The 21,628-nt window shown below is 73.7% G+C and carries 16 protein-coding genes; 9 read left to right on the forward strand and 7 right to left on the reverse strand.

From position 1 onward, the window contains the following. Nucleotides 1-82 precede the first annotated feature (82 nt). The 7 genes from V7793_RS15350 to V7793_RS15375 form a co-directional block, all read right to left on the reverse strand. Nucleotides 83-2,305, reverse strand: a complete 2,223-nt coding sequence (locus V7793_RS15350; RefSeq protein ID WP_336006797.1) for a HelD family protein — start codon at nt 2,303-2,305, stop codon at nt 83-85. 153 nt (nt 2,306-2,458) lie between these two features. After that, a complete protein-coding gene (locus V7793_RS38230; RefSeq protein ID WP_443057915.1) occupies nt 2,459-2,572 on the reverse strand; it encodes an MFS transporter small subunit in 114 nt (37 codons plus the stop codon). Continuing rightward, a complete protein-coding gene (locus V7793_RS15355) occupies nt 2,569-3,939 on the reverse strand; it encodes an OFA family MFS transporter (protein ID WP_336006798.1) in 1,371 nt (456 codons plus the stop codon). The genes V7793_RS38230 and V7793_RS15355 overlap by 4 nt, the downstream gene beginning before the upstream one ends. Before the next feature lie 149 nt (nt 3,940-4,088). Further along, a complete protein-coding gene (locus V7793_RS15360) occupies nt 4,089-5,216 on the reverse strand; it encodes a thioredoxin family protein (RefSeq protein ID WP_336006799.1) in 1,128 nt (375 codons plus the stop codon). A gap of 35 nt (nt 5,217-5,251) precedes the next feature. Then, nucleotides 5,252-5,443, reverse strand: a complete 192-nt coding sequence (locus V7793_RS15365; RefSeq protein WP_336006800.1) for a ferredoxin — start codon at nt 5,441-5,443, stop codon at nt 5,252-5,254. A gap of 26 nt (nt 5,444-5,469) precedes the next feature. Continuing rightward, nucleotides 5,470-6,690: a cytochrome P450 gene (locus tag V7793_RS15370; RefSeq protein ID WP_336006801.1), complete on the reverse strand. Its 1,221-nt coding sequence runs from the start codon at nt 6,688-6,690 to the stop codon at nt 5,470-5,472. A 35-nt stretch (nt 6,691-6,725) separates the two neighbouring features. After that, nucleotides 6,726-7,940: a cytochrome P450 gene (locus V7793_RS15375; RefSeq protein ID WP_336006802.1), complete on the reverse strand. Its 1,215-nt coding sequence runs from the start codon at nt 7,938-7,940 to the stop codon at nt 6,726-6,728. 240 nt (nt 7,941-8,180) lie between these two features. Here V7793_RS15375 and V7793_RS15380 point away from each other — a divergent pair, with 240 nt between their 5' ends. The 9 genes from V7793_RS15380 to V7793_RS15420 all read left to right on the forward strand — a co-directional run. Further along, complete coding sequence (locus V7793_RS15380) at nt 8,181-9,077, forward strand: proline iminopeptidase-family hydrolase (RefSeq protein ID WP_336006803.1); 897 nt, start codon at nt 8,181-8,183, stop codon at nt 9,075-9,077. Between the two features lie 16 nt (nt 9,078-9,093). Next, on the forward strand, nt 9,094-10,038 hold the full coding sequence (locus V7793_RS15385; RefSeq protein WP_336006804.1) for an ACP S-malonyltransferase: 945 nt from the start codon (nt 9,094-9,096) through the stop codon (nt 10,036-10,038). A 25-nt stretch (nt 10,039-10,063) separates the two neighbouring features. Continuing rightward, nucleotides 10,064-10,315, forward strand: coding sequence for an acyl carrier protein (locus V7793_RS15390; protein WP_336006811.1), 252 nt, complete (start codon nt 10,064-10,066; stop codon nt 10,313-10,315). Nucleotides 10,316-10,336: 21 nt separating this feature from the next. Further along, the gene (locus tag V7793_RS15395; protein ID WP_336006805.1) at nt 10,337-11,863 is read left to right on the forward strand and encodes an AMP-binding protein; all 1,527 of its coding nucleotides are present in this window, start codon (nt 10,337-10,339) and stop codon (nt 11,861-11,863) included. Nucleotides 11,864-11,917: 54 nt separating this feature from the next. Beyond that, nucleotides 11,918-13,456, forward strand: a complete 1,539-nt coding sequence (locus tag V7793_RS15400; protein ID WP_336006806.1) for an AMP-binding protein — start codon at nt 11,918-11,920, stop codon at nt 13,454-13,456. Beyond that, complete coding sequence (locus V7793_RS15405) at nt 13,453-14,694, forward strand: type III PLP-dependent enzyme (protein WP_336006807.1); 1,242 nt, start codon at nt 13,453-13,455, stop codon at nt 14,692-14,694. The genes V7793_RS15400 and V7793_RS15405 overlap by 4 nt, the downstream gene beginning before the upstream one ends. Beyond that, the gene (locus V7793_RS15410; RefSeq protein WP_336006808.1) at nt 14,691-15,200 is read left to right on the forward strand and encodes a cobalamin B12-binding domain-containing protein; all 510 of its coding nucleotides are present in this window, start codon (nt 14,691-14,693) and stop codon (nt 15,198-15,200) included. The genes V7793_RS15405 and V7793_RS15410 overlap by 4 nt, the downstream gene beginning before the upstream one ends. Then, nucleotides 15,197-16,495, forward strand: coding sequence for a methylaspartate mutase (locus tag V7793_RS15415; protein WP_336006809.1), 1,299 nt, complete (start codon nt 15,197-15,199; stop codon nt 16,493-16,495). The genes V7793_RS15410 and V7793_RS15415 overlap by 4 nt, the downstream gene beginning before the upstream one ends. 82 nt (nt 16,496-16,577) lie before the next feature. Beyond that, nucleotides 16,578-21,628 (forward strand): type I polyketide synthase (locus tag V7793_RS15420; RefSeq protein ID WP_336006810.1); only part of this gene is annotated, 5,051 nt, incomplete at its 3' end.

Here is a 21,628-nt window from a genome sequence, read left to right on the forward strand (position 1 = left end):
GGGTCCGGCCGTCGTGGGCGGGGTGACGGGGCACCGGAGGGCGAGCCGGACCGCGGCTCGGCACCGCCGGTCCGCCGGCATTTCAGCGGGTCGGCAAGGCACCCTCCAAGCCCTCCGGGAGCGTGCCCGTGTGCACGATCCCCAGTCGCTGCGTCGCCCGGGTCAGGGCCACGTACAGGTCGCTCAGGCCGAATTCCGCCGGCTCCGCCACGATGACCGCGTCGAACTCCAGGCCCTTCGCCTGCCGCGGGTCCAGGAGGACCACCGGCCGCGTCAGGTCCGGTGACGGGCCGTGGGCGGCGTCCGGGAGGGCCGCGGAGAGCGCCGCGTGGTGCGGGCGCGGTGCGATGACCGCCAGGCGGCCCTCCTGCGGGAGCTCCTTCGCGACGGCCTCGGCGACCGCGCCCGGGAGGTCGCCGGTGCGCAGCGCCCAGGGGCGCTCGTCCGTGGAGCGGATCGAGCGCGGGGGCTCGAAGGACGGGTCCGCCGAGCGCAGGACGCCCGCCGCGACCTCCATGACCTCGGCCGGCGTCCGGTAGTTGACGCCGAGCCGCACGTGCTCCCAGCGGTCCCCGACGTACGGTTCGAGGACCGTCCGCCACGCGCCGCAGCCGCCCGGCTCGGATGTCTGCGCGGGGTCGCCGACCAGGGTCATCGAGCGGGTGGGGCACCGCCGCATCAGCAGCCGCCAGGCCATCGGGGACAGCTCCTGCGCCTCGTCCACGATGATGTGGCCGAAGGCCCAGGTGCGGTCGGCGGCGGCGCGCTCGGCGGCGCTGCGGTGGTCCTCCTCCTCGTGCCGCTCGGCGAGCCGCTCCGCGTCGACGAGGTCGTGCGCGGCCAGTACTTCGGAATCCTCGTCCTCCCGGTCCTCGAACTCCTGGGTGCGGGAGCCGTAGGACATGTCGAGCACGCCCTGGGCGTAGGCGACCTGCCGCTGCCGCTCGGCCTCGGCGGCGGCGCGGGCGGCCGAGTCGTCCTCGCCGAGCAGCTCGGCGGCCTCGTCCAGCAGCGGGACGTCGGCGGGGGTCCAGGCGCCGCCCTCGCGCCGGACGGCCGCCGCGTCGGCCTCGGGGAGGTGGACGGGGTCGGCGAGGTAGTCCGCGATCAGCTGCTGGGGCGTGAGGGCGGGCCACAGCTCCTCGACGGCCGCGTGCACCGCGGGGCTGGCGGCGACGGCCTTGCCCAGCTGGGCGATGTCGTCGGGGCCCAGGAAGTTCGGCCCGCCGTAGGGGTCCGCGCCTATGCGGTCGGCGAGCTGCCGGGTGAGCGCGTCGATGACGTGGAAGGCGAAGTACGGGCGGGCGAGGTTGTGCGGCAGGTTCGTGGCGCGCGCGTGGTGCCGCGCGTCGGAGGCGATGTCCGCGTCCAGGTGCAGCTCGCCGTCCTCGTGGTCGATGACGGTCACGGGGCCGGGGAGGGTCTGCCGGTCGCGGACGTAGGCGGCCAGGGCGCCTGCCATGGCCGCGCCGCCCTTGACCTCGGCGGCCCGCGGCGTGTCGGTGCCGGTCGCGGTCACGCCGGGGAACAGCTCGCCGGGGGTGGCGAGCAGCACGCCCGTCTCGCCGAGGGAGGGCAGCACCTCCCCGATGTAGCCGAGGAAGGCGGGGTTGGGGCCGACGATGAGCACGGCGCGCCGGGCCAGCTGCTCGCGGTGGGCGTACAGCAGGAAGGCGGCGCGGTGCAGGGCGACGACCGTCTTGCCGGTGCCGGGCCCGCCCTCGACGACGAGGACGCCGCGGTGCGGGGCGCGGATGATGCGGTCCTGCTCGGCCTGGATGGTCTGCACGATGTCGTGCATCCGGCCGGTGCGCGCCGCGTCGAGGGCGGAGAGCAGCACGGCGTCGGCGTCGGAGCCCTCGTGGCCGGTGCGTTCGGTGTCGGTGAGGTCGAGGATCTCGTCGTGCAGGGCGGTGACGCGGCGGCCCTCGGTGGTGATGTGCCGCCGGCGGCGCAGCCCCATGGGGGTGTGCCCGGTGGCGAGGTAGAACGGGCGGGCGACCTCGGCGCGCCAGTCGATGACGAGCGGGGTGCGCTCGGCGTCGTCGCGCCGGATGCCGATGCGGCCGATGTGGTGGTCGCGGCCGTCCCGGAAGGCGAGCCGGCCGAAGCACAGGCCCCGCTCGCCGGCGTTGAAGGCGGAGAGGAGCCCGGACTGCTCGGCCACCATGACATCGCGCTCCAGCCGGGCCTGGAAGGTGCTGCCGCCCTGCGCCAGGGCCTGCGCCACCGCCGTCTCGGCTCCGGCGCGCAGCTCGGCCAGGCGTTCGTGGAGCATATCGATGAATTCTTGCTCGTTGCGCATGTCCGCGATTGACAATTCAGCTCCCGCCGGGGTACTATGACTTCATAAGGCTCCCCCTGTCCTGGTTTCCGCAGGGCAGGGAAATATTCAATATACGCAGAGAAATCCCCCGTCCGTCAATACGGCCGGGGGATTTCCTGCTTTCCGGGCGGCTCATCCGGTGAACAATTGCCGAAGCCTTGAGGCGAGTTCGTACACTCCGTAGGCGAAGGGCGCCCCCACCCACAGCCAGCTCAGCACGAGCAGCGCCTTGCGCACGGGTGTCACAGCCCCGCCCCCTTCTCCGGTACGGCGGCCGCCGGCGGCCGCCCCCCGCCGCCGTCCGGCTCGTGGTGGCGCGGGTGCACGGGCCGGACGAGTTCGTTGGCCGCGCAGCCCACGGCCAGCAGTCCGATCATGACCAGGAAGGACGTGGTGTAGAGGCCGGGCCCCGTCCGGCCCGCGGACTTCCCGGCGTCGGCGACGGAGTTGACGATGAGCGGCCCGAGGATCCCGGCCGTGGACCACGCCGTCAGCAGCCGGCCGTGGATCGCACCGACCTGGTAGGTCCCGAAGAGGTCCCTGAGGTACGCGGGCACGGTCGCGAAGCCGCCGCCGTAGAAGGACAGCACCACACCGGCGCAGACGATGAACAGCGGCTTGGACGAACCGCCGGCGAGGGCGAGGACGAGATACATGAGCGCGCCCGCGCCGAGGTAGAGCCGGTAGACGTTCTTGCGGCCGGTGATGTCGGAGGCGGAGGACCAGGCGATCCGGCCGAGCATATTGGCGAGCGAGAGGACGCCGACGAATCCCGAGGCGGCGGCCGCACCCACGGGGGAGGAGGAGTCCGCGAAGAAGTCCGTGATCATCGGGGCGGCCTTTTCCAGAATGCCGATGCCCGCCGTGACATTCGCGCAGAGAACGACCCACAGGCACCAGAACTGCGGCGTGCGCAGGGCGTTGCGGGCCGACACCTGAGCGCTCGTGACGAGCTCCCGGGACGGCGCGCGGTCCGCAGCCCCTCCCGGCGGCGGCAGGGAATCGGGCGGCACCCGTACGAGCAGCACGCCGGGCGTCATGAACACGGCGTACGCCACGCCCATCACCAGGAACGTCCGCGCGATGCCGGAGGAGTCCGTGCCGAAGTGCGACAGCAGCGCGGCCGACCACGGCGAGGCGATGAGGGCACCGCCGCCGAAGCCCATGATGGCGATGCCGGTGGCCATGCCCGGGCGGTCGGGGAACCACTTGATGAGCGTGGAGACCGGCGAGATGTAGCCGATGCCCAGCCCGGTCCCGCCGATGAGGCCGTAGCCCGCCACGACGAGCCAGTACTGGCGTGTGGCCGCCCCCAGGGCGGCCACCAGGAAGCCGGACGAGAAGCACACGGCCGACACGGACATCGCCCAGCGCGGGCCGTTGCGCTCCACGAGCGTGCCGCCGAAGGCGGCCGACAGGCCGAGCATCACGATCGCCACCTGGAACGGCAGCGCCGAGGCCGTGCCGGACAGGCCCAGCGAGGACTCCAGCGGCGGTTTGAACACGCTCCAGGCGTAGGCCTGGCCGATGGCCAGGTGGATGGACAGCGCGGCGGGCGGGACCAGCCAGCGGCTCCACCCCGGCGGCGCGACGACACCGGATCGGGCAGGCATGGACGGACGCTACAGCGCCGCGGGGCCCGCGCCCAGACCGCAGGGGGAACCGGCCGCCGGGGAGTGAGCGCCGCACCGACGGCCGGGCGCATCACCTGCGGGCGCATCGCGGCCGGCCGCGCAGTTCCCCGCGCCCCTCCGGGCGCGGCTCAGCCCGCGGTGACTCCCACCGCCGCCAGCCAGCCCGTGAGCCGGGGAGCATCCACCACACCACTGAAGCGGAAGCTCTCCTTGCCCCCGCGCACCAGGATCACGGTGGGCACGCCCATCGCGTCGAACCGCTCCTGCGCCCAGCCGGCCCGGTCCACATCGATCTTCACTCCGGTCAGGGCGTCGCCGCAGGCCTCGACCACGTCCTCCAGGACGGGGGTGAGCAGGGAGCACGGGCCGCACCACGGGGCGGTGAGGTCGACCAGGACGGGCACGGGCCCGGCGAGCAGCCGGTCCAGCTCGGCCTCGTCGGTGATCTCGCGCAGCACGCCGCGCTCCTGCGGCTCCCCGCCCTCGGAGTCCCCGGCGTCCTCGTCCTCGAAGGCGCCGGTGTCCGCGGCCTCGGCGGCGGCGCGGGCGAAGAGGGCGGCGTTCTCCGGCGGCGCGGCGATGCCGTTGACGCTGAGCCCGGCGGCCAGCAGCCGCTCCAGCACGTCGAGGGCGAGGTCGTGGCCGGGGCGCTCGGCCACCGACACCTCGGCGAGGTGCGGCGTGAGCGCGACCAGGGCGTCGGCGAGGGCGTGGTCGACGGGGACGCTCTCGAAGGCGAGGGAGGCCAGGTGCGGCGCCTCCGCCAGGGCGGCCAGCGACCGCGGCTCGAACGCCGTGGTGCCGCTGAGGACGAGGGTGTCGAGGGAGCCGGCCGTCTCCGACCCGGCGAGCGCGGCCAGCCCCGCCCCGGTGAACCGGGGCGACTCCAGCACCAGATCGGTCAGTTCCGGCATGCTCCCCAGCGCCGCGACGCCCTCGTCGGTGAAGTCGCCCGACAGCACGAGCGTCCTGACCGCCCGCTGCCCCGCGACGGCCCGGAGCATGCCGTCCGTCGCGCCGCCCAGGTCGGCGACGACGAACGCGTCGGACGGCAGCCCGGCGAGGCCGTCCGCGAGGGCCTCCTTGCCGGCCGCCTCGGCGTCCGCCGCGTCGATCACGTAGACGAGCCGGGAGCCGGAGGACAGCGCCACCGCGCCGCGCGGCTCCACCTCCACGGGCTCGCCCCCGCCCTCCGTGTAGCGGACGAGGGTGCCGGGAAGGCCTTGCTCCGGGAACTGGATCAGACGCGCATGCATGCGCCCCATGCTAGGCGTCCCATGGTCCGCGTCCGCTATTCGTCGACGCTGATGACCTGGGTCGGGCACGTCATGGCCGCCTGGCGGACGTCCTCGTACACCTCCTCCGGCGGCGCCTCCTGGAGGAGGACGACAATCCCGTCGTCGTCCTGGTCGAAGACCTCCGGGGTGAGCATCGCGCACTGACCGGACCCCACGCACCGCGGGGTCTCCACGCTGACGCGCATGGCGGGGAACCTCTCTCCGGCGCCGGTCACCAGGTGACGGGCAGTTCGTAGACGCCGTAGACCATGGCGTCGTCCTTGAACCTGAGCTCTTCCAGGGGCGCGGCCAGACGCAGGCCGGGGATGCGCCGGAAGAGGGTGCCGTAGACGACCTCCAGCTCCACGCGGGCGAGATTCGCTCCGATGCACTGGTGGATGCCGTAGCCGAAGGCGAGGTGGCTGCGGGCCTCCTCGCGGTGGATGTTCAGCGTGTCGGGGTCGGGGAAGACGGACTCGTCGTGGTTCGCGGAGTTGTTGAGGGGGAGGATGCCCTCGCCGGCGCGGATGACGGTGCCGCCGACCTCGATGTCCTCCAGGGCCACGCGCGCGGCACCCGAGTCCGAGATGCTGAAGAAGCGCAGGAGTTCCTCGACGGCCCGCGGCAGCAGGTCCGGGTCGGCCCTGACCGCGTCCAGCTGCCCGGGGTGCTCCAGCAGCGCCAGCACACCGAGGGCGATCATGTTGGCGGTGGTCTCGTGGCCGCCGACGAGCATCAGCCGCGCCATCGTCACGACGTCGGTGTGATCGGCGACCTGCTCCACCCGGTTCTTCTCGATGAACCGGCTGATCAGGTCGTCGCCCGGCCGCTCCTCCTTACTCGTGACCAGCGCGTCCAGATAGCCGTCCAGGGCCTGGACCGCCGCTCCGTACTCCTCGGGGGCGGCGTCGTGGTTCATCATCACCGCCGACCACTCCTCGAACTGCGCGTGGTCCTCGTAGGGGACGCCGAGCAGCTCGCAGATCACCAGGGAGGGCACGGACAGCGCGAGGGCGGTCACCAGGTCCACGGGGCCGCCCGCGGCGAGCATCGCGTCGATGCGCTCGTCCACGATCTCCTGGATCCGCGGGCGCAGGGCCTTGATCCGCCGCGCGGTGAACTCGGGGATCAGCATGCGGCGCTGGGCGGTGTGGTCCGGGGGATCCATCGACAGCAGCATCAACCGCACCGACCGGAGCATCTCCTCGGGAATGTGGAACTGGTGCGGGTAGCCCGGCAGCTTGAGGTTGGAGCTCACCCGGGAGTCGCCGAGCACCTGCTTGACGTGCTCGTAGGTGGTGACCAGCCAGGCCGGCTTGCCGTTGACCTTGAGGGTCGCCCGGGAGACCGGTTCGCTCGCGCGGAGCTTCGCGTACTCCTCCGGCGGGCTGAAGGGACAGGTGCGCTTCATCGGGAACGCCGGGTGGCGCGCCCGGTCGGCGGAGTGCGTCATGGTGCCCTCTCGAACTCGGTACGTCGTGCGGATGGTTACCAGGTGACCGGCAGCTCGTAGACGCCGAACACGATGGCGTCGTCCTTGAACCGCAGGTCCTCCGGGGAGGCGGCGAGGCGCAGGCCCGGGACGCGCCGGAAGAGCGTGCCGTAGACGACGTCGAGTTCGAGGCGCGCGAGGTTCTGCCCGATGCACTGGTGGACGCCGTAGCCGAAGGCGAGGTGGCTGCGGGCCTCCTCGCGGTGGATGTTCAGCGTGTCGGGGTCGGCGAAGACGTCCTCGTCGTGGTTGGCCGCGTTGTTGAGGGGGAGGATGCCCTCGCCGGCGCGGATGAGGGTGCCGCCGACCTCGATGTCCTCCAGGGCCACGCGCGCGGTGCCGGAGTCGGAGATGCTGAAGTAGCGCAGGAGCTCCTCGACCGCCCGGGGCAGCAGGGCGGGGTCGGCCGTGACCGCGGCGAGCTGCCCGGGGTGCTCCAGCAGCGCCAGGGTGCCGAGGGCGATCATGTTGGCGGTCGTCTCGTGGCCCGTGACGAGCATCAGCCGGGCCATGCTGACGATGTCCGCGTGCCCGACCGCCGGCTCCGCGCGGTTCTTCTCGATCAGCCGGCTGATCATGTCGTCGCCCGGCTCGCCCTCCTTGGCGGTGACCAGGCCGTCGACGTACCGGTCGAGCTCGTAGTGGGCCCGCCCGCGCTCCTCCTCGCTGATGTCGCGGCTCATGATCTGCCCGGCCCAGGTCTCGAACCGGGGGTGGTCCTCGTAGGGGACGCCGAGCAGCTCGCAGATCACCAGGGAGGGCACGGGCAGCGCGAGGGCGGTCATCAGGTCCGCCGGGCCGCCGGCGGCGAGCATCGCGTCGATGCGCTCGTCCACGATCTGCTGGACCCGGGGCCGCAGCTCCCGCATCCGGCGGACGCTGAACTCGGGCGCCAGCATGCGGCGCTGGACGGTGTGGTCCGGCGGGTCCATCGACAGGAACGTCAGCGGGACGGCCTGCAGCATCTCCTCCGGTACGGGGACCTGCAGCGGATAGCCCGGCAGCTTCAGGTTGGCGCTCACCCGGGAGTCGCCGAGCACCTTCTTGATGTGCTCGTGCTTGGTGATCAGCCAGGCGGGCTTGCCGTTGACCTTGAGGGTCGCCCGGGAGACCGGTTGGCTCGCGCGGAGCTTCGCGTACTCCTCCGGCGGGCCGAAGGGGCACCGGCGGGCCATGGGGAACGCGGGGTGCTGCTCGGCGGATGGGTTCATGATGCCCTTTCGTACTCGGTACGTCGTACGGGCGGGCACGTGGGAAACGCGCTGCCGCCGTTCGCACGCTAAGCACCCCGGTGCACGGGAGCACCCCCTACCGGCCCCAGTTCCACGGCGCCGGGCTCACCACGGCGGCAACCCCCCCTCCGCTAGGGGCCGTTAGGGGTCCTGGTGCGCCGCCGCAGCGGGTTAGCGTCGGTCCCGACCCCCTGCACGACGTCGAGTGAGGTGCTTGCCGTGTCCTCGGACCCCAGCGCAAAGGGAACGGTCCCTTTCGGGGAGTACCGGACCTGGTACCGGATCACCGGTGAACTCCGTGCGGGCCTGCCGGCCGTCGTCGCCGTGCACGGCGGCCCGGGCAGTACGCACGACTACCTGCTGGGCCTCACGGCCCTCGCCGGCGCCGGCTGGCCGGTCGTCCACTACGACCAGCTGGGCAACGGCGGATCGACGCACCTGCCCGACCGCGGCGCGGACTTCTGGACCCCCGAGCTCTTCCTGGCCGAGCTGGACAACCTGCTGGAGCGCCTCGGCATCGCCGACGACTACGTGCTGTTCGGCCAGTCGTGGGGCGGGCTGCTCTCCGCCCGGCACGCCTCCGCCCGGCCCTCGGGCCTGCGCGGCCTCGTCATCGCCAACGCGCCCGCCTCGTACCCCCTGTGGCTCGGCGAGATGGAGGTGCTGCGCTCGCAGCTCCCGCCGGGGGTGGACGAGACGCTGCGGCACCACGAGGCGGCCGGCACGACCGACTCGGACGAGTACTTCACCGCGATGCGCGTCTTCTACGACCGGCACGTGTGCCGGACCCTGCCGTGGCCGCGGGACTTCCTCTCCTCCTTCATGGAGATTTACAACGACCCGACCGTGTACTACACGATGAACGGGCCCAGCGAATTCCACGTGATCGGCACCCTGAAGGACTGGTCGGTCATCGACGGCCTGGACGCGATCGAGGCGCCGACCCTGCTCGTCAACGGCCGTTACGACGAGGCGACGGCGGTGACGATGCGGCCCTTCCACGACCGCATTCCGGATGTGCGCTGGGAGGTCTTCGAGCATTCGAGTCATGTGCCGCACCTGGAGGAGCCGGAACGGTTCACCGAGGTGCTGACCGGATTCCTGAAGAGCCTGTAGAGAGGACGTGCCACGCATGGCCGCCGAGACACACCGCACCGCCGTCGTCTTTCCCGGCATGGGCCCGTCCGCGTTCACCGACGTCGGCCGGTTCATGGTGGTGAACCCGTTCGCCCGCGAACTCGTCGCCGTCGCCGACGACGTGCTCGGCTATTCCCTGGTCGACGCCTTCCGCGAGGCCGACGGGGACTATTCCGAGGCGGCCCAGGTCGCCTTCCTCGTGAACTGCCTGGCCTCCGCCGAATGGGCACGGCAGAACCTGGGCATCGAGCCGGGGTTCTGTGCGGGGCCGAGCTTCGGCGAGAAGGCGGCCATCGCCTATTCCGGGGCGCTGCCTGCGGCCGAGGCGATCCGGATGACCGCCGGGCTCGCCCGCTGCATGGACGAGTACTTCCGGCACGAGCACCGCGACATCGTCACGCTCTCCTTCGTGCGCACGCCGCGCGAGCGGCTCGACGAGATCCTCGCCGACCTGGACGAGCAGGGCGAGTGGCACGACATCTCCTGCTTCATCGACGACGACTTCTTCATGCTCTCCCTGGCCGAGGGCCGGGTCTCCTGGCTGCAGGAGCGGCTGCGCGCCGTCGGCGGGATGTCGCTGTACACGATGCGGCCGCCCATGCACTCGGCCGCCTTCGCGGGACTGCGCGCCAAGGCCGAGCGGGACGTGGTGTCCACCCTGGACTTCGCCGACCCGGAGCTGCCGGTCGTCGCCGACCAGGACGGCACGCTCCTGCACTCGGCCGGCGGCATCCGCACGATGCTGCTGGACAGCTTCACCCGCCCGCTGAACTGGCCGGCGGTCGTGACCGCCCTCAAGGAGGCCGGTGTCGAGCGGGTCTGCGTCGCGGGCCCGGACAGCCTCTTCGGCCGGGTCGGCCGCACGACGGACAACTTCGAGGTCATCGCGGCCAGTCCGCGGCTGGCGATGACACCACGGCGCCGTGCCGGCGCCGCCTGAGCACCCTCCGACGATGGGATCCACCATGTGGGACGACCAGTTCGAACAGCTTCTGCGCAAGTTCCTGCCGTTCCTGGCACCGGACGAGCCCCTGGAGAGCGGCACCGCCCTGCGCGACCTGGGGCTGGACTCCCTGGGCGTGGTCGAGCTGCTCGGGAACCTCGAGAGCACCTATGACGTGCGGTTCCTCGACGGCGCGCTGGCCATGGAGAACTTCGAGAACCCCGGCATCCTCTGGAAGACCGTGGAGAGCTTGCCGGCCGGCACCGCCGCGTAGCGGGGGCCGGGGGACACCACAATGGACGACACCATGGACGCCGTGCTGGCCGGCCGTTTCCTGCGCGGCCTGGCCCTGTCCCCGGACCGCCCCGCGGTCCGGGCCGGCGGAGCCGCGCTGACCTACCGGGAGCTGCACGAGCGCGCGCTGGCGCTGGCGGGCTCGCTGCTGTCCGGGCTGCCGGAGCGGCCGCGGGCGATCGGCGTGCTGGCGGGCAAAGGACTCTCCGCGTACCCGGCGGTCCTCGCCGGCCTGTACACGGGGATCACCACCGTCCCGCTGCAGCCCGCCTTCCCCGCGCTGCGCACCCGGCAGATGATCGAGGCGAGCGGCGTCGGCGCACTGATCGCGGACGACGACGCGCTGCCCGCGCTCACGGCGCTGCGGGAGGCCGGCACCGGCCTGCCGGTGCTGTTCCGTCCCGGCGGGCAGCCGATGCCGGCCGTGCCGTACGACCCGGCCGCCGCGCTGGACTCGCCGCAGCCGGTGCGGGCGCCCGACGTGGCGTACGTCCTGTTCACCTCGGGCTCGACCGGCAGGCCGAAGGGCGTGCCGGTCACGCACGCCAACACCGCGCACTACTTCGGCCTGCTCGACGAGCGCTACGACTTCGGGCCCGGGGACGTCTTCTCGCAGAACTTCGACCTCAACTTCGACTGCGGGATGTTCGACCTGTTCTGTGCCTGGGGGGCGGGCGCGACCCTGACCGTTCCGCCGCCGCAGGCGTTCCGGGACATGCCGGCGTTCGCCGCCGCGGAAGGGCTGACCGTCTGGTTCTCCACGCCCAGCGCCATCGCCCTGATCCGGCGCACGGGCGGCCTGCGGCCGGGGGCGATGCCGTCCCTGCGGTGGAGTTTCTTCGCGGGGGAGGCGCTGAACTGCCAGGACGCCGAGGACTGGCAGGCGGCGGCACCGGGCGCGTTCCTGGAGAACCTCTACGGGCCGACCGAGCTGACCATCACGGTCTCCGCCCACCGGTGGTCCGCCGGGCGCGGGCTGCACGGCGTCGTGCCGATCGGCGCGGTGCACGCCGGGCACGGCGTGCTGCTGCTGGGCCCGGACGGCGCGGAGCGCACCGACGAAGGGGAGCTGTGCATCGCCGGGCCCCAGCTGACGCCCGGCTACCTCGACCCCTCCGACGACACCGGCCGCTTCTTCCACCGGGACGGCCGGCGCTGGTACCGCACCGGCGACCGCGTCCGCCGGGCGGAGCGGGGCGAACTGCTCTACCTGGGGCGGCAGGACGCCCAGGTCCAGGTGCACGGCGTGCGCGTGGAGCTGGCCGAGGTGGACGCTGCCGTGCGCACCTGCGCCGGCGTGGAGGACGCCGTCACCGTGGCGGTCGCGGCGGGCCACACCTGCGAACTGGTGGTCTTCTACACCGGATCCGCCCTGCCGCAGGTGCAGCTGGCCCGCGAGCTGCGGGGCGTGCTGCCCCTGGCGATCGTCCCGAAGAAGTACGTGCACCTGGCGGAATTCCCGCTGAACCCGAACCGGAAGATCGACCGCAAGAAGCTCGCCCTCCGGGCCGCGCCCGCAGCCGGCTGAGCCGGCCGCCCGCGCCGTGCAGGAGGGCTCTCATGAAAGGTCATACGGGGCGCAGTGAACCGTAATTCGACATCGGATACCCGTCCGCCCGCGCTGGTCCACGCGCTGCTGGACGAGGCCACGGCGGACACCGCCCCCGGCGCCGCGGCGGTCGGCGACGGAGCCGGGCGCTGGACGTACCGGGAGCTCACCGCGTACAGCCACGCGGTCGACGCCTGGCTGGAGGCCCGCGGCATCGGCCACGGCGACCGGGTGCTCGTGCAGGTGCCCAGCACCCGCGAACTGGTCGCCCTGTTCTACGGGACCTCGCGGCGCGGCGCGGTGTTCGTGTCGCTGAACCCGGGGATGAAGGACTTCCACCTCCGCTCGGTGCTCGCCAACGCCGAACCCCGGCTGGTGATCGCGGCCGACGCCGCCGCGGCGCGGATCACGGAGTTCTCCCCGGCCCCGGTCGTCGGGCTGGGGGAGTTCTGGAGCGGGGTCGCCGCCCTGCACGAGCGGGGGGCGCGGGCCTCGGGCCCGGTGGAGGTGTCGGCCGAGGACATCGCGGCGCTGGTGTACACCTCCGGCAGCACCGCCGCGCCGAAGGCGGTCATCTGCCCGCACGGGCCCATGCTCTTCGCCTCGCACGCGATCCACCTCGAACTCGGCTACCGCCCCGGCGACGTGGTGTTCTGCCGCTTCCCGATCTCCTGGGACTACGGGCTGTACAAGATCCTCCTGGCCGCCCTCGGCCGCTCCGAGCTGGTGCTCGCCGACGGCGAGTCGGACCTGGTGCTGCTCGAGCGGATCCGGGAGTCGGGGGCGACGGTGGTGCCCATCGTGCCGTCCCTCGCCACCATGATCCTGACCCTGGCCGAGCGCGAGCCCGCTCCGGAGGGGACCTCCCGGGTGCGGATGTTCACCAACACCGGGGCCGCGCTGCCCGGGCCGACGGCCGACGCGCTGCGCGCGGCGTTCCCCGGCGCCGAGGTGATCCGCCAGTTCGGCCAGACCGAGTGCAAGCGCATCTCCGTCCTGCCGCCCGAGTTCGAGGACAGCAAGCGCGAGTCGGTCGGCCGGCCCCTGCCGGGCACGAAGGTGTTCGTCCTCGGCGAGGACGGGGCCGAACTGCCCACGGGGGAGACGGGCGAGATCGTGGTCGAGGGCCCGCACGTGATGCCCGGGTACTGGCGCGCGCCGGAGCTCACCGCCCGCACGTTCCGGGAGAACCCGGTCACCGGTGCCCGGCGGCTGCACACCGGCGACTACGGGCACGTGGACGAGGACGGCTTCCTCTACTACGAGGGCCGCCGCGACGACGTGTTCAAGCGCAAGGGCGTGCGCATGAGCACCACCGAGATCGAGGCCGCCACCATGGACATCCCCGGCGTCCGCGCCGCGGCCGTCCTGCCGCCCGGCGGGGACCGCGACCTCGCGGTGTGCGTCGAGGGCGACGTGGCCTCGCACACCGTCCTGCGCGAGCTGGCCCGCCGGCTGGAGCCCGCCAAGGTCCCCGGCCTCTGCAAGGTCGTCGAGGACCTGCCCCTGACCCTGCACGGAAAGCACGAGCGCAAGCAGCTCGCCCTGCTGTTCGAAGGGAACGACCGGTGACCGGCTACACCGAGCTCGCCGAGCGTTTCGGCACCCCCGCCTACGTCTACGACCTCGACCGCATCGCGGCGGCGAAGCGCGACCTCTTCGCCGCCCTTCCCGAGGAGGCCCACCTCTTCTACGCCGTGAAGGCGAACCCGCACCCTGAGCTCGTCCGCGAGATGTGCGCCGGCACCGGGCGCGGCTGCCGGGCGGAGATCAGTTCCGTCGGCGAGCTGGCCGCCGTGCTCGCCGCGGGGGCCTGCGCGGCGGACGTCCTCTACACCGGGCCCGGCAAGACCGAGGGCGAACTGACCGAGGCGCTGAAGGAGGGCGTGCGGCTGTTCTCCGTCGAGTCGCTCGGCGACCTGCGGCGCACCGGGGAGGCCGCCGGCCGGCTCGGCGTCGTCGCCGACTGCCTGCTGCGGGTCAACAGCGCCTCCGCGAGCGCCTCGACCAGCATCCGGATGACCGGCGTCCCCTCCCAGTTCGGCTTCGACAGCGAGACGCTGCCCGGCCTCCGGGACGAGCTCACGGCCGTGCCCGGGACCCGGGTCGCGGGCGCCCACTTCTTCCCGCTCAGCAACGCCAAGGACGAGGCGAGCCTGATCGCCGAGTTCCGCCACACCATCGGCGTGGCCGCCGGGCTGCAGGAAGAGCTGGGCGTGCGGTTCCGGTTCGTGGACATCGGCGGCGGCTTCGCGGCCCCGTACGCCGTGACCGGTGACCGGCCGGTGTACGGCGAGCTGCGCGCCGCCCTGGCGGAGACGCTGGACGCGCACTTCCCCGGGTGGCGCGAGGGCGCCCCGCGGATCGCCTTCGAGTCCGGGCGTCACCTCGTGGGCGACAGCGGCACGCTGCTGGCCGGGGTGGTCAACCTCAAGGAGAGCCGCGGCCGGCGCTTCGCGATCCTGGACGGCGGCATCAACACCTTCGGCGGCATGTCCGGGCTCGGGCGGATCCTGCCGGTGTCCGTGGAGCTCCACGGGCCGCAGGCGCCGGCCGAGCAGGTCGCCAGCCTCGTCGGCCCGCTGTGCACCCCCGGGGACGTCCTCGGCCGTGACATCCCGCTGCCGGCGCTCGCGCCGGGGGACGTCGTCGCCGTCCCCAACGCCGGCGCCTACGGACCCACCGCCAGCCTGCTGATGTTCCTGGGCAGACCGGCCCCGGTCGAGATCGTCGTGCGCGGCGGCGACGTCGTCTCGGCCTCCCGGATCGAGCACACCCGCGCGTACGCGTACGGGCAGGGGGAGCGATGAGCAGCCCGGCCACGACGGGAACGGGCGCGGGGACGGGTGCGGGGACGGGTGCGGAGCCCGCCGGGGACCGGGCCCCCGCCCGGAGGGGCGCCACCGTCGTCGTCACGGGCGTGACCTCCGACTCGCACACCTGGAACCTGGTCTTCCTGCAACTGCTGCTGGAGGAGCTCGGCTTCGGCGTCGTCAACCTCGGTCCCTGCGTGCCCGAGGAGCTGGTCGTCTCCGAATGCCTCGCCCGCAGGCCCGCGCTGCTCGTGGTGAGCAGCGTCAACGGCCACGGCTACCGGGACGGCATGCGGCTGATCAGCAGGCTGCGCCGGCAGCCCGGGCTGAGCGCCGTGCCGGCGGTCATCGGCGGCAAGCTGGGGATCGCCGGGGCCCAGAGCACCGAGCAGCTCGGCGCCCTGGTCACCGCCGGGTACGACGCCGTCTTCGACGACGGCGCCGAGGGGATCGCCTCCTTCCGGCGGCTGCTCGACGCGCTCCCGCAGCGGGCACTGGCGTGACCGGGTTCGGCGCGTTCGTCCGCCGGGCACGCGCCGGCGGCGAACTCGTCGTGCAGCCCAGGATGGGCATGAGCGAACCCGAACGGATGCGCGCCGGCCTGCAGGCGACCAGGGCGGCGAACGGGCGGACGGCCGGCACCATCACCCTGGACAGCTACACCCGCGTCCGGGACCTGGAGTCCGCCGGACTCGCCCTCCTGGAAGGCGAGTCGCTCAACGGCTACCCGATCGTCAACCACGACCCGGCCACCACGCGGTGGGTCCTGGAGGGCTCCCACGGACCGGACTTCCCCGTCCAGGTCCGGCACGGCTCGGCCGACCCCGTCGACATCTTCCGGGCGCTGATGACCGTCGGACTCGACGCCTCCGAGGGCGGACCCGTCTCGTACTGCCTGCCCTACGGGCGCATTCCGCTCCGGGAGTCCGTGGACAACTGGTCGCGCTCCTGCGAGCTGTTCGTCCGGCTGCGGGAGACCGGCCTGGAGCCGCACCTGGAGACGTTCGGCGGATGCATGCTCGGACAGCTCTGCCCGCCCAGCCAGCTGGTCGCGATCAGCGTGCTGGAAGCCCTGTTCTTCCACCGGCACGGCCTGCGCAGCATCTCCGTCAGCTACGCCCAGCAGACGAGCCCGGTGCAGGACGCCGAAGCCGTCGCGGCGCTGCGCCGGCTGTGCGCGGAACTGCTGCCCGACACCGACTGGCACGTCGTCATCTACGCCTACATGGGCGTCTACCCCGCCTCGCCGGACGGCGCCTACCGGCTGCTGGGCGAGGCGGCGGAGCTCGCCGCCGCGACCGGCTCCGAGCGCCTGATCGTGAAGACCGTCGCCGAATCCGTGCGGATTCCGACAGTCGCAGAGAACGTCAGCGCGCTCGAATTCGCGGCCGCCACCGCGGCGAGGACCCCGCGGCCCGTCACCGCCGAAAGCGCGGGCGCCGATTCGCAGACGTACGCGGAAGCCGCCGCCCTCGTGGCCGCCGTACTCAATATGGCGTCCGATCTCGGCGAGGCCGTGCTGCTGGCATTCCGCAGGGGATATCTCGACATCCCCTATTGCCTGCACCCCGACAACATGGGGCGCAGCAGGAGTTACATCGACGGAAAAGGACGGCTTCGCTGGGCGGACACCGGCAGGCTGCCGCTGTCCGGCGTGGTGGAAACGCGCGGGTCCCGCACCGTCACCTCCGGCGATCTGCTGGATTCCCTCTCTTATGTGCGCCGGAAGTTCGACGACGAGCAGGTGTCCGGCACACCGGGCAGGGGAGCGATCGGCCCCGGGGCGCACACGTCCTAGGGGTGCGTAAGGGTGTGGCCCTTGCCGGGGTCTCACTACTGTCAACGGGAAAACGGTTTCGGCCGAAAGTGGAGATGCGCGGATGAACGAGTCCAGTTCCGATTCAGCACTGGCCCGGCTGCTGGCCGCCACCGCGCCGTCGGAACACCGCAGGGTGGCCCTCGACCTCGTGCACGCCCACGCGTCGGCGGCACTGCGGGCGGCCCGGCCCGACGCCCCCGCAACCCTGGACCTCACGCTCCCCTTCGCCGAGCTGGGCTTCGACTCGCTGGCGGCGGTCGACCTGCACCGCAGGCTGAGCGCGCAGACCGGCCTCGACCTGCCGGTCACGCTCGCCTACGAGCACCCGACCCCCGTCGCCCTCGCCGACCGGCTGCTGGCCGGGGCCCTGGGCGAGGCCGCGGCCCGGCCCGCGCCGGTCCCCGCGGTCGCCGCGGCCGGGCCCGCCGACGAGCCCGTCGCCGTCGTGGGGATCGGCTGCCGCTTCCCGGGCGGGATCGACTCGCCGGAAGAGCTGTGGCGGCTGCTGGCCGACGGCGGCGAGGTGCTGTCCGGCTTCCCCGAGGACCGCGGCTGGGACCTGGAGAACCTCTTCGACGACGACCCCGGGGCGCCCGGCCGCAGCTACGTGCGCGCCGGCGGATTCCTGGACACCGCCACAGGGTTCGACGCCGACTTCTTCGGGATCAGCCCGCGTGAGGCCCCGGCGATGGACCCCCAGCAGCGGCTGGTGCTGGAGACCGCGTGGGAGGCGCTGGAGCGCGCCCGCATCGACCCGACGGGCCTGCGCGGCAGTGCGGCCGGCATGTTCTTCGGCGCCGAGGTGCAGGAGTACGGCCCGCGCCTGCACGACGCGCCCGACGGCCTCGACGCCTACCTGCTGACCGGCAACGCGCCGAGCGTCATCTCCGGCCGCGTCGCCTACGTCCTCGGCACGGAGGGGCCGGCCGTCACCGTCGACACCGCCTGCTCGGCCTCCCTCGTGGCCATCCACCTGGCCTGCCAGTCCCTGCGGCAGGGCGAGTCCTCGCTGGCGCTCGCCGGAGGCGTCGCCGTGATGGGCGGACCCGGCGTCTTCACCGCGTTCAGCCGCCAGCGCGGCCTGGCGCGCGACGGCCGGTGCAAGGCCTTCGCGGCCGCGGCCGACGGCACCGGATTCGCCGAGGGCGCCGGCGTCCTCGTCCTCGAACGGCTCTCCGACGCCCGGCGCAACGGCCACCGGGTGCTCGCCGTCGTCCGCGGCTCGGCCGTCAACCAGGACGGCGCCAGCAACGGCCTCACCGCGCCCAGCGGCGCCGCCCAGCAGCGCCTCATCCGCCAGGCCCTGGCCAACTCCGGGCTGACCGCGGCCGAGGTCGACGCCGTCGACGCGCACGGCACCGGCACCACGCTCGGCGACCCCATCGAGGCCCACGCGCTCCTCGCGACCTACGGACAGGAGCGGGACGGCGGCGCACCGCTGCTGCTCGGCTCGGTGAAGTCGAACCTGGGCCATACCCAGGGTGCCGCCGGCGTCGCCGGAGTGATCAAGATGGTCCTCGCCATGCGCCATGGCCACCTGCCGCGCACCCTGCACGTCGACGCGCCCAGCCCGCACATCGACTGGGCGTCGGGGGCCGTGGAGCTGCTCACCGAAGGCCGGCCCTGGCCCGAGACGGGCCGCCCGCGCCGCGCCGGCATCTCGTCGTTCGGCGTCAGCGGCACCAACGCGCACCTCATCGTCGAGTACCCCGAAGAGGACCTGGAGCCGGCCCGCCCCGCGCCCGCGGACGAGGGTGCCCCCGGCGTGCTGCCGTTCGTCCTGTCGGCCCGCGGCGAACAGGCCCTGCGCGCCCAGGCGTCCGCACTGCTGCCCCTGGCCGCCGAGGCGCCCCTGGCCGACGTCGCCCTCTCCCTGGCCACCACGCGCGCCGCCCTCCCGCACCGCGCCGCGATCGTCACCGCCGACCGCGGCGAACTGCAGGACGCCCTGGCGGCCCTCGCCTCCGGCACCGCCCCCACCGGCGTCGCCGGGCCCGGCGGGCTCGCGTTCCTCTTCACCGGCCAGGGCAGCCAGCGCCTCGATATGGGACGCGGCCTGGCCGGGGCCTTCCCGGCCTACGCCGACGCGCTCGACGAGGTCTGCGCCTACCTCGACATGCAGCTCCAACCACCCCTGAGCGACGTGCTGTTCGCGGAGGCCGGCACGCCGGAGGCCGCACGGCTGCACGACACGGAATACGCCCAGCCCGCCCTCTTCGCCGTCGAGGTCGCGCTGTTCCGGCTTCTGGAGAGCTGGGGCGTACGGCCCGACTACCTCGCCGGGCACTCGGTCGGCGAGATCGCCGCCGCCCACGTGGCCGGCGTGCTGACGCTGGAGGACGCGGCGATCCTCGTGGCCGCACGCGGCCGCCTCATGCAGGAACTCCCCGCCGGCGGCGCCATGGTCGCGGTGCAGGCCGCCGAAGCCGACGTGACGCCCCTGCTCACCCCGCGCACGGGCATCGCCGCCGTCAACGGCCCCGCCTCCGTGGTGATCTCCGGCGACGGGGACGAGATCACCCGCATCGCCGAGGTCCTGGCCCGGCGCGGCCACCGCACCAAGCGGTTGCAGGTCAGCCACGCCTTCCACTCGCCGCTGATGGAGCCGGTGCTGGCGGAGTTCCGCCGCATCGCCCAGGTGCTGACCTACGCGAAGCCGCGGATCCCCGTCGTCTCGACGGTCACCGGCGCCCTCACCACCGGTGAACTGAGCGGCCCCGACCACTGGGTCGAGCACGTCCGCGCCCGGGTGCGCTTCCACGACGCCGTGCGCGGCCTGGAGGAAGCCGGGGTCCGCACCTTCCTGGAGCTCGGCCCCGACGGCGTGCTCAGCGCGATGGGCGAGGAGTGCGCCGAGGGCACCGGCCTCGCCTTCGCCCCGCTGCTGCGCCGCGACCGGCCCGAGGAGCACGAGGCCGTGTCCGCCCTCGCCCTGGCTCACGGCCGCGGCGTGCACGTCGACTGGGCGCGCTTCCACGCCGGCCGCGGCGGCCGGAGGATCGACCTGCCCACCTACCGCTTCCAGCGCAAGCGGTTCTGGCTGGAGCCCGGTTCGGCCGGCGCGGACGCCACCGGCCTCGGACAGCTCCCGGCCGGTCACCCGCTGCTGGGCGCCGTCGTCGCCGTCGGCGCCGGCGAAGCGGTGCTGACCGGCCGGCTCTCGCTCCGTACGCACCCCTGGCTGGCCGACCACGTCATCTCCGGCCGCGTGCTCCTCCCCGGCACGGCGTTCGTGGAACTGGCCCTGCGCGCGGGCGACCACGTCGGCGCGGGCACCCTGGAGGAGCTGACCCTCGGCGCCCCGCTGGAGCTGCCCGCCGACGGGGGAGTGGCGGTGCAGGTGGCCGTCGGCGGGCCCGACGCCTCGGGGCGCCACCCGCTGACCGTCCACTCCCGGCCCGACGGGGCGGAGCCCGGCGCGTGGATCCGGCACGCCACCGGCGTCCTCGCCGTCGCCGCCGCGGCGCCCGAGGCGCCCCTCGGCACCTGGCCGCCGGAGGGCGCCGAACCCATCGGCCTCGACGGCGTCTACGCGGACCTGGCCGCCCAGGGCTACGGATACGGCCCGGCCTTCCAGGGCCTGCGCGCGGCCTGGCGGCACGGCGACGACATCTGCGCCGAGGCCGCCCTGGACCCGGCCACGGCGGCGGACGCGGCCGGCTTCGGACTGCACCCCGCCCTGCTCGACGCGGCCCTGCACGCCGCCGACCTCGGGGAACAGGCCCGCCCGGAGGTGCTCGTCCCCTTCGCCTGGAGCGAGGTCCGCCTGCACGCGACCGGCGCTTCGGCGGTACGGGTCCGGATCTCCCGCGACGGCAAGGACACGCTCTCCCTCCGGCTCGCCGACGCCACCGGGGCCCCCGTCGCCACCATCGGCGGCCTGACCTCACGCCCGGTGCCGGACACCGAACTGCTCTACGCGGTACGGTCGGTGCCCGCGGCCCGGCCCGCGCAGGTCCCGCAGCTGAACAGCGCCGGGCTCGGCGACGTGCTGGACAGCGCATGGTCCGGCCCGGTGCCGGACGCGGTCGTCCACCGGGCCGGGGAACACGGCGGCGACTTCGCGGCCGCCGGGCGGGCCGCCGCAGGAGAGGCCCTGCGCGCCCTGCAGTCCTGGCTCTCCGACGACCGCTCCGCCGCCGCGCGCCTGGTCGTCGTCACCTCCGCGGGACCGGCCCACGCGCCGGTCCGCGGCCTGGTCCGCTCGGCCCAGGCGGAGAACCCGGGCCGCTTCGTCCTGCTGGAGCACGACGACCCGCACACCACACCCTCCGACGCCGACCTGAGCGCAGCCCTCGCCACCGGGGAGCCCGAACTCGCCCTCTCCGGCGGGGAACTGCGCGTCCCCCGGCTGGCCGCCGTGCAGCCCGCACGGGGCGCGGCACCGGACTGGGGCACCGTACTGATCACCGGCGGCACGGGCGGCCTCGGCGGCATCCTGGCCCGGCACCTGGTGCGCACCCACGGCGTCCGCAGCCTGGTGCTGGCCGGCAGGAGGGGCTCCGCGCCCGCGCTGGAGGCCGAACTCACCGCGCTGGGTGCCGACGTGACCGCCGTGGCCTGCGACATGGGCGACCGCGCAGCCGTCGAGCGGCTCCTCGCCGCCCACCCGGTCGACTCGGTCGTCCACGCCGCGGGCACCGTGCACGACGGCGTGATCGGCTCGCTCACCGGAGAGCTGCTCGCCGAGGTGTACCGGGCCAAGGCGGAGGGGGCCTGGCACCTGCACGAGCTCACCCGCGGCCGGGACCTGAAGGCGTTCGTCCTCTTCTCCTCCCTGGCCGCCGTCCTCGACGGCGCCGGACAGGGCAACTACGCCGCCGCCAACGCGTTCCTCGACTCCCTCGCCGACCACCGCGCCTCCCTCGGACTGCCCGTCACCGCACTGTCGTGGGGCCTGTGGGCCACCGACGCCGGGATGGGCGCGGACCTCGACGCGACGGCACTGGCGCGCATCGCGCAGTACGGGCTGCCCGGGCTGAGCGCCGAGCGGTCCCTGCGCCTGTTCGACGCCGCCGTCCGCTCGGGCGAGCCCCGGCTCGTACCCGCCGAGATCGACGCCGCCGCCGTAAGGGCCCGGCCCGGCGGCATACCCCCGCTCCTCAGCGGGCT

Origin of the sequence: Streptomyces sp. KLMMK (assembly GCF_036961605.1) — a bacterium.
GTDB classification, from domain to species: domain Bacteria; phylum Actinomycetota; class Actinomycetes; order Streptomycetales; family Streptomycetaceae; genus Streptomyces; species Streptomyces telluris.

What these genes read in the sequence shown, in the direction of transcription:
- V7793_RS15350 (WP_336006797.1), bottom strand. Translation starts at nt 2,305, where the DNA reads ATGCGCAACGAGCAAGAATTCATCGATATGCTCCACGAACGCCTGGCC.
- V7793_RS15365 (WP_336006800.1), bottom strand. Translation starts at nt 5,443, where the DNA reads ATGCGCGTCAGCGTGGAGACCCCGCGGTGCGTGGGGTCCGGTCAGTGC.
- V7793_RS15390 (WP_336006811.1), top strand. Translation starts at nt 10,064, where the DNA reads ATGTGGGACGACCAGTTCGAACAGCTTCTGCGCAAGTTCCTGCCGTTC.
- V7793_RS15410 (WP_336006808.1), top strand. Translation starts at nt 14,691, where the DNA reads ATGAGCAGCCCGGCCACGACGGGAACGGGCGCGGGGACGGGTGCGGGG.
- V7793_RS15385 (WP_336006804.1), top strand. Translation starts at nt 9,094, where the DNA reads ATGGCCGCCGAGACACACCGCACCGCCGTCGTCTTTCCCGGCATGGGC.
- V7793_RS15395 (WP_336006805.1), top strand. Translation starts at nt 10,337, where the DNA reads ATGGACGACACCATGGACGCCGTGCTGGCCGGCCGTTTCCTGCGCGGC.
- V7793_RS15355 (WP_336006798.1), bottom strand. Translation starts at nt 3,939, where the DNA reads ATGCCTGCCCGATCCGGTGTCGTCGCGCCGCCGGGGTGGAGCCGCTGG.
- V7793_RS15360 (WP_336006799.1), bottom strand. Translation starts at nt 5,216, where the DNA reads ATGCATGCGCGTCTGATCCAGTTCCCGGAGCAAGGCCTTCCCGGCACC.
- V7793_RS15375 (WP_336006802.1), bottom strand. Translation starts at nt 7,940, where the DNA reads ATGAACCCATCCGCCGAGCAGCACCCCGCGTTCCCCATGGCCCGCCGG.
- V7793_RS15370 (WP_336006801.1), bottom strand. Translation starts at nt 6,690, where the DNA reads ATGACGCACTCCGCCGACCGGGCGCGCCACCCGGCGTTCCCGATGAAG.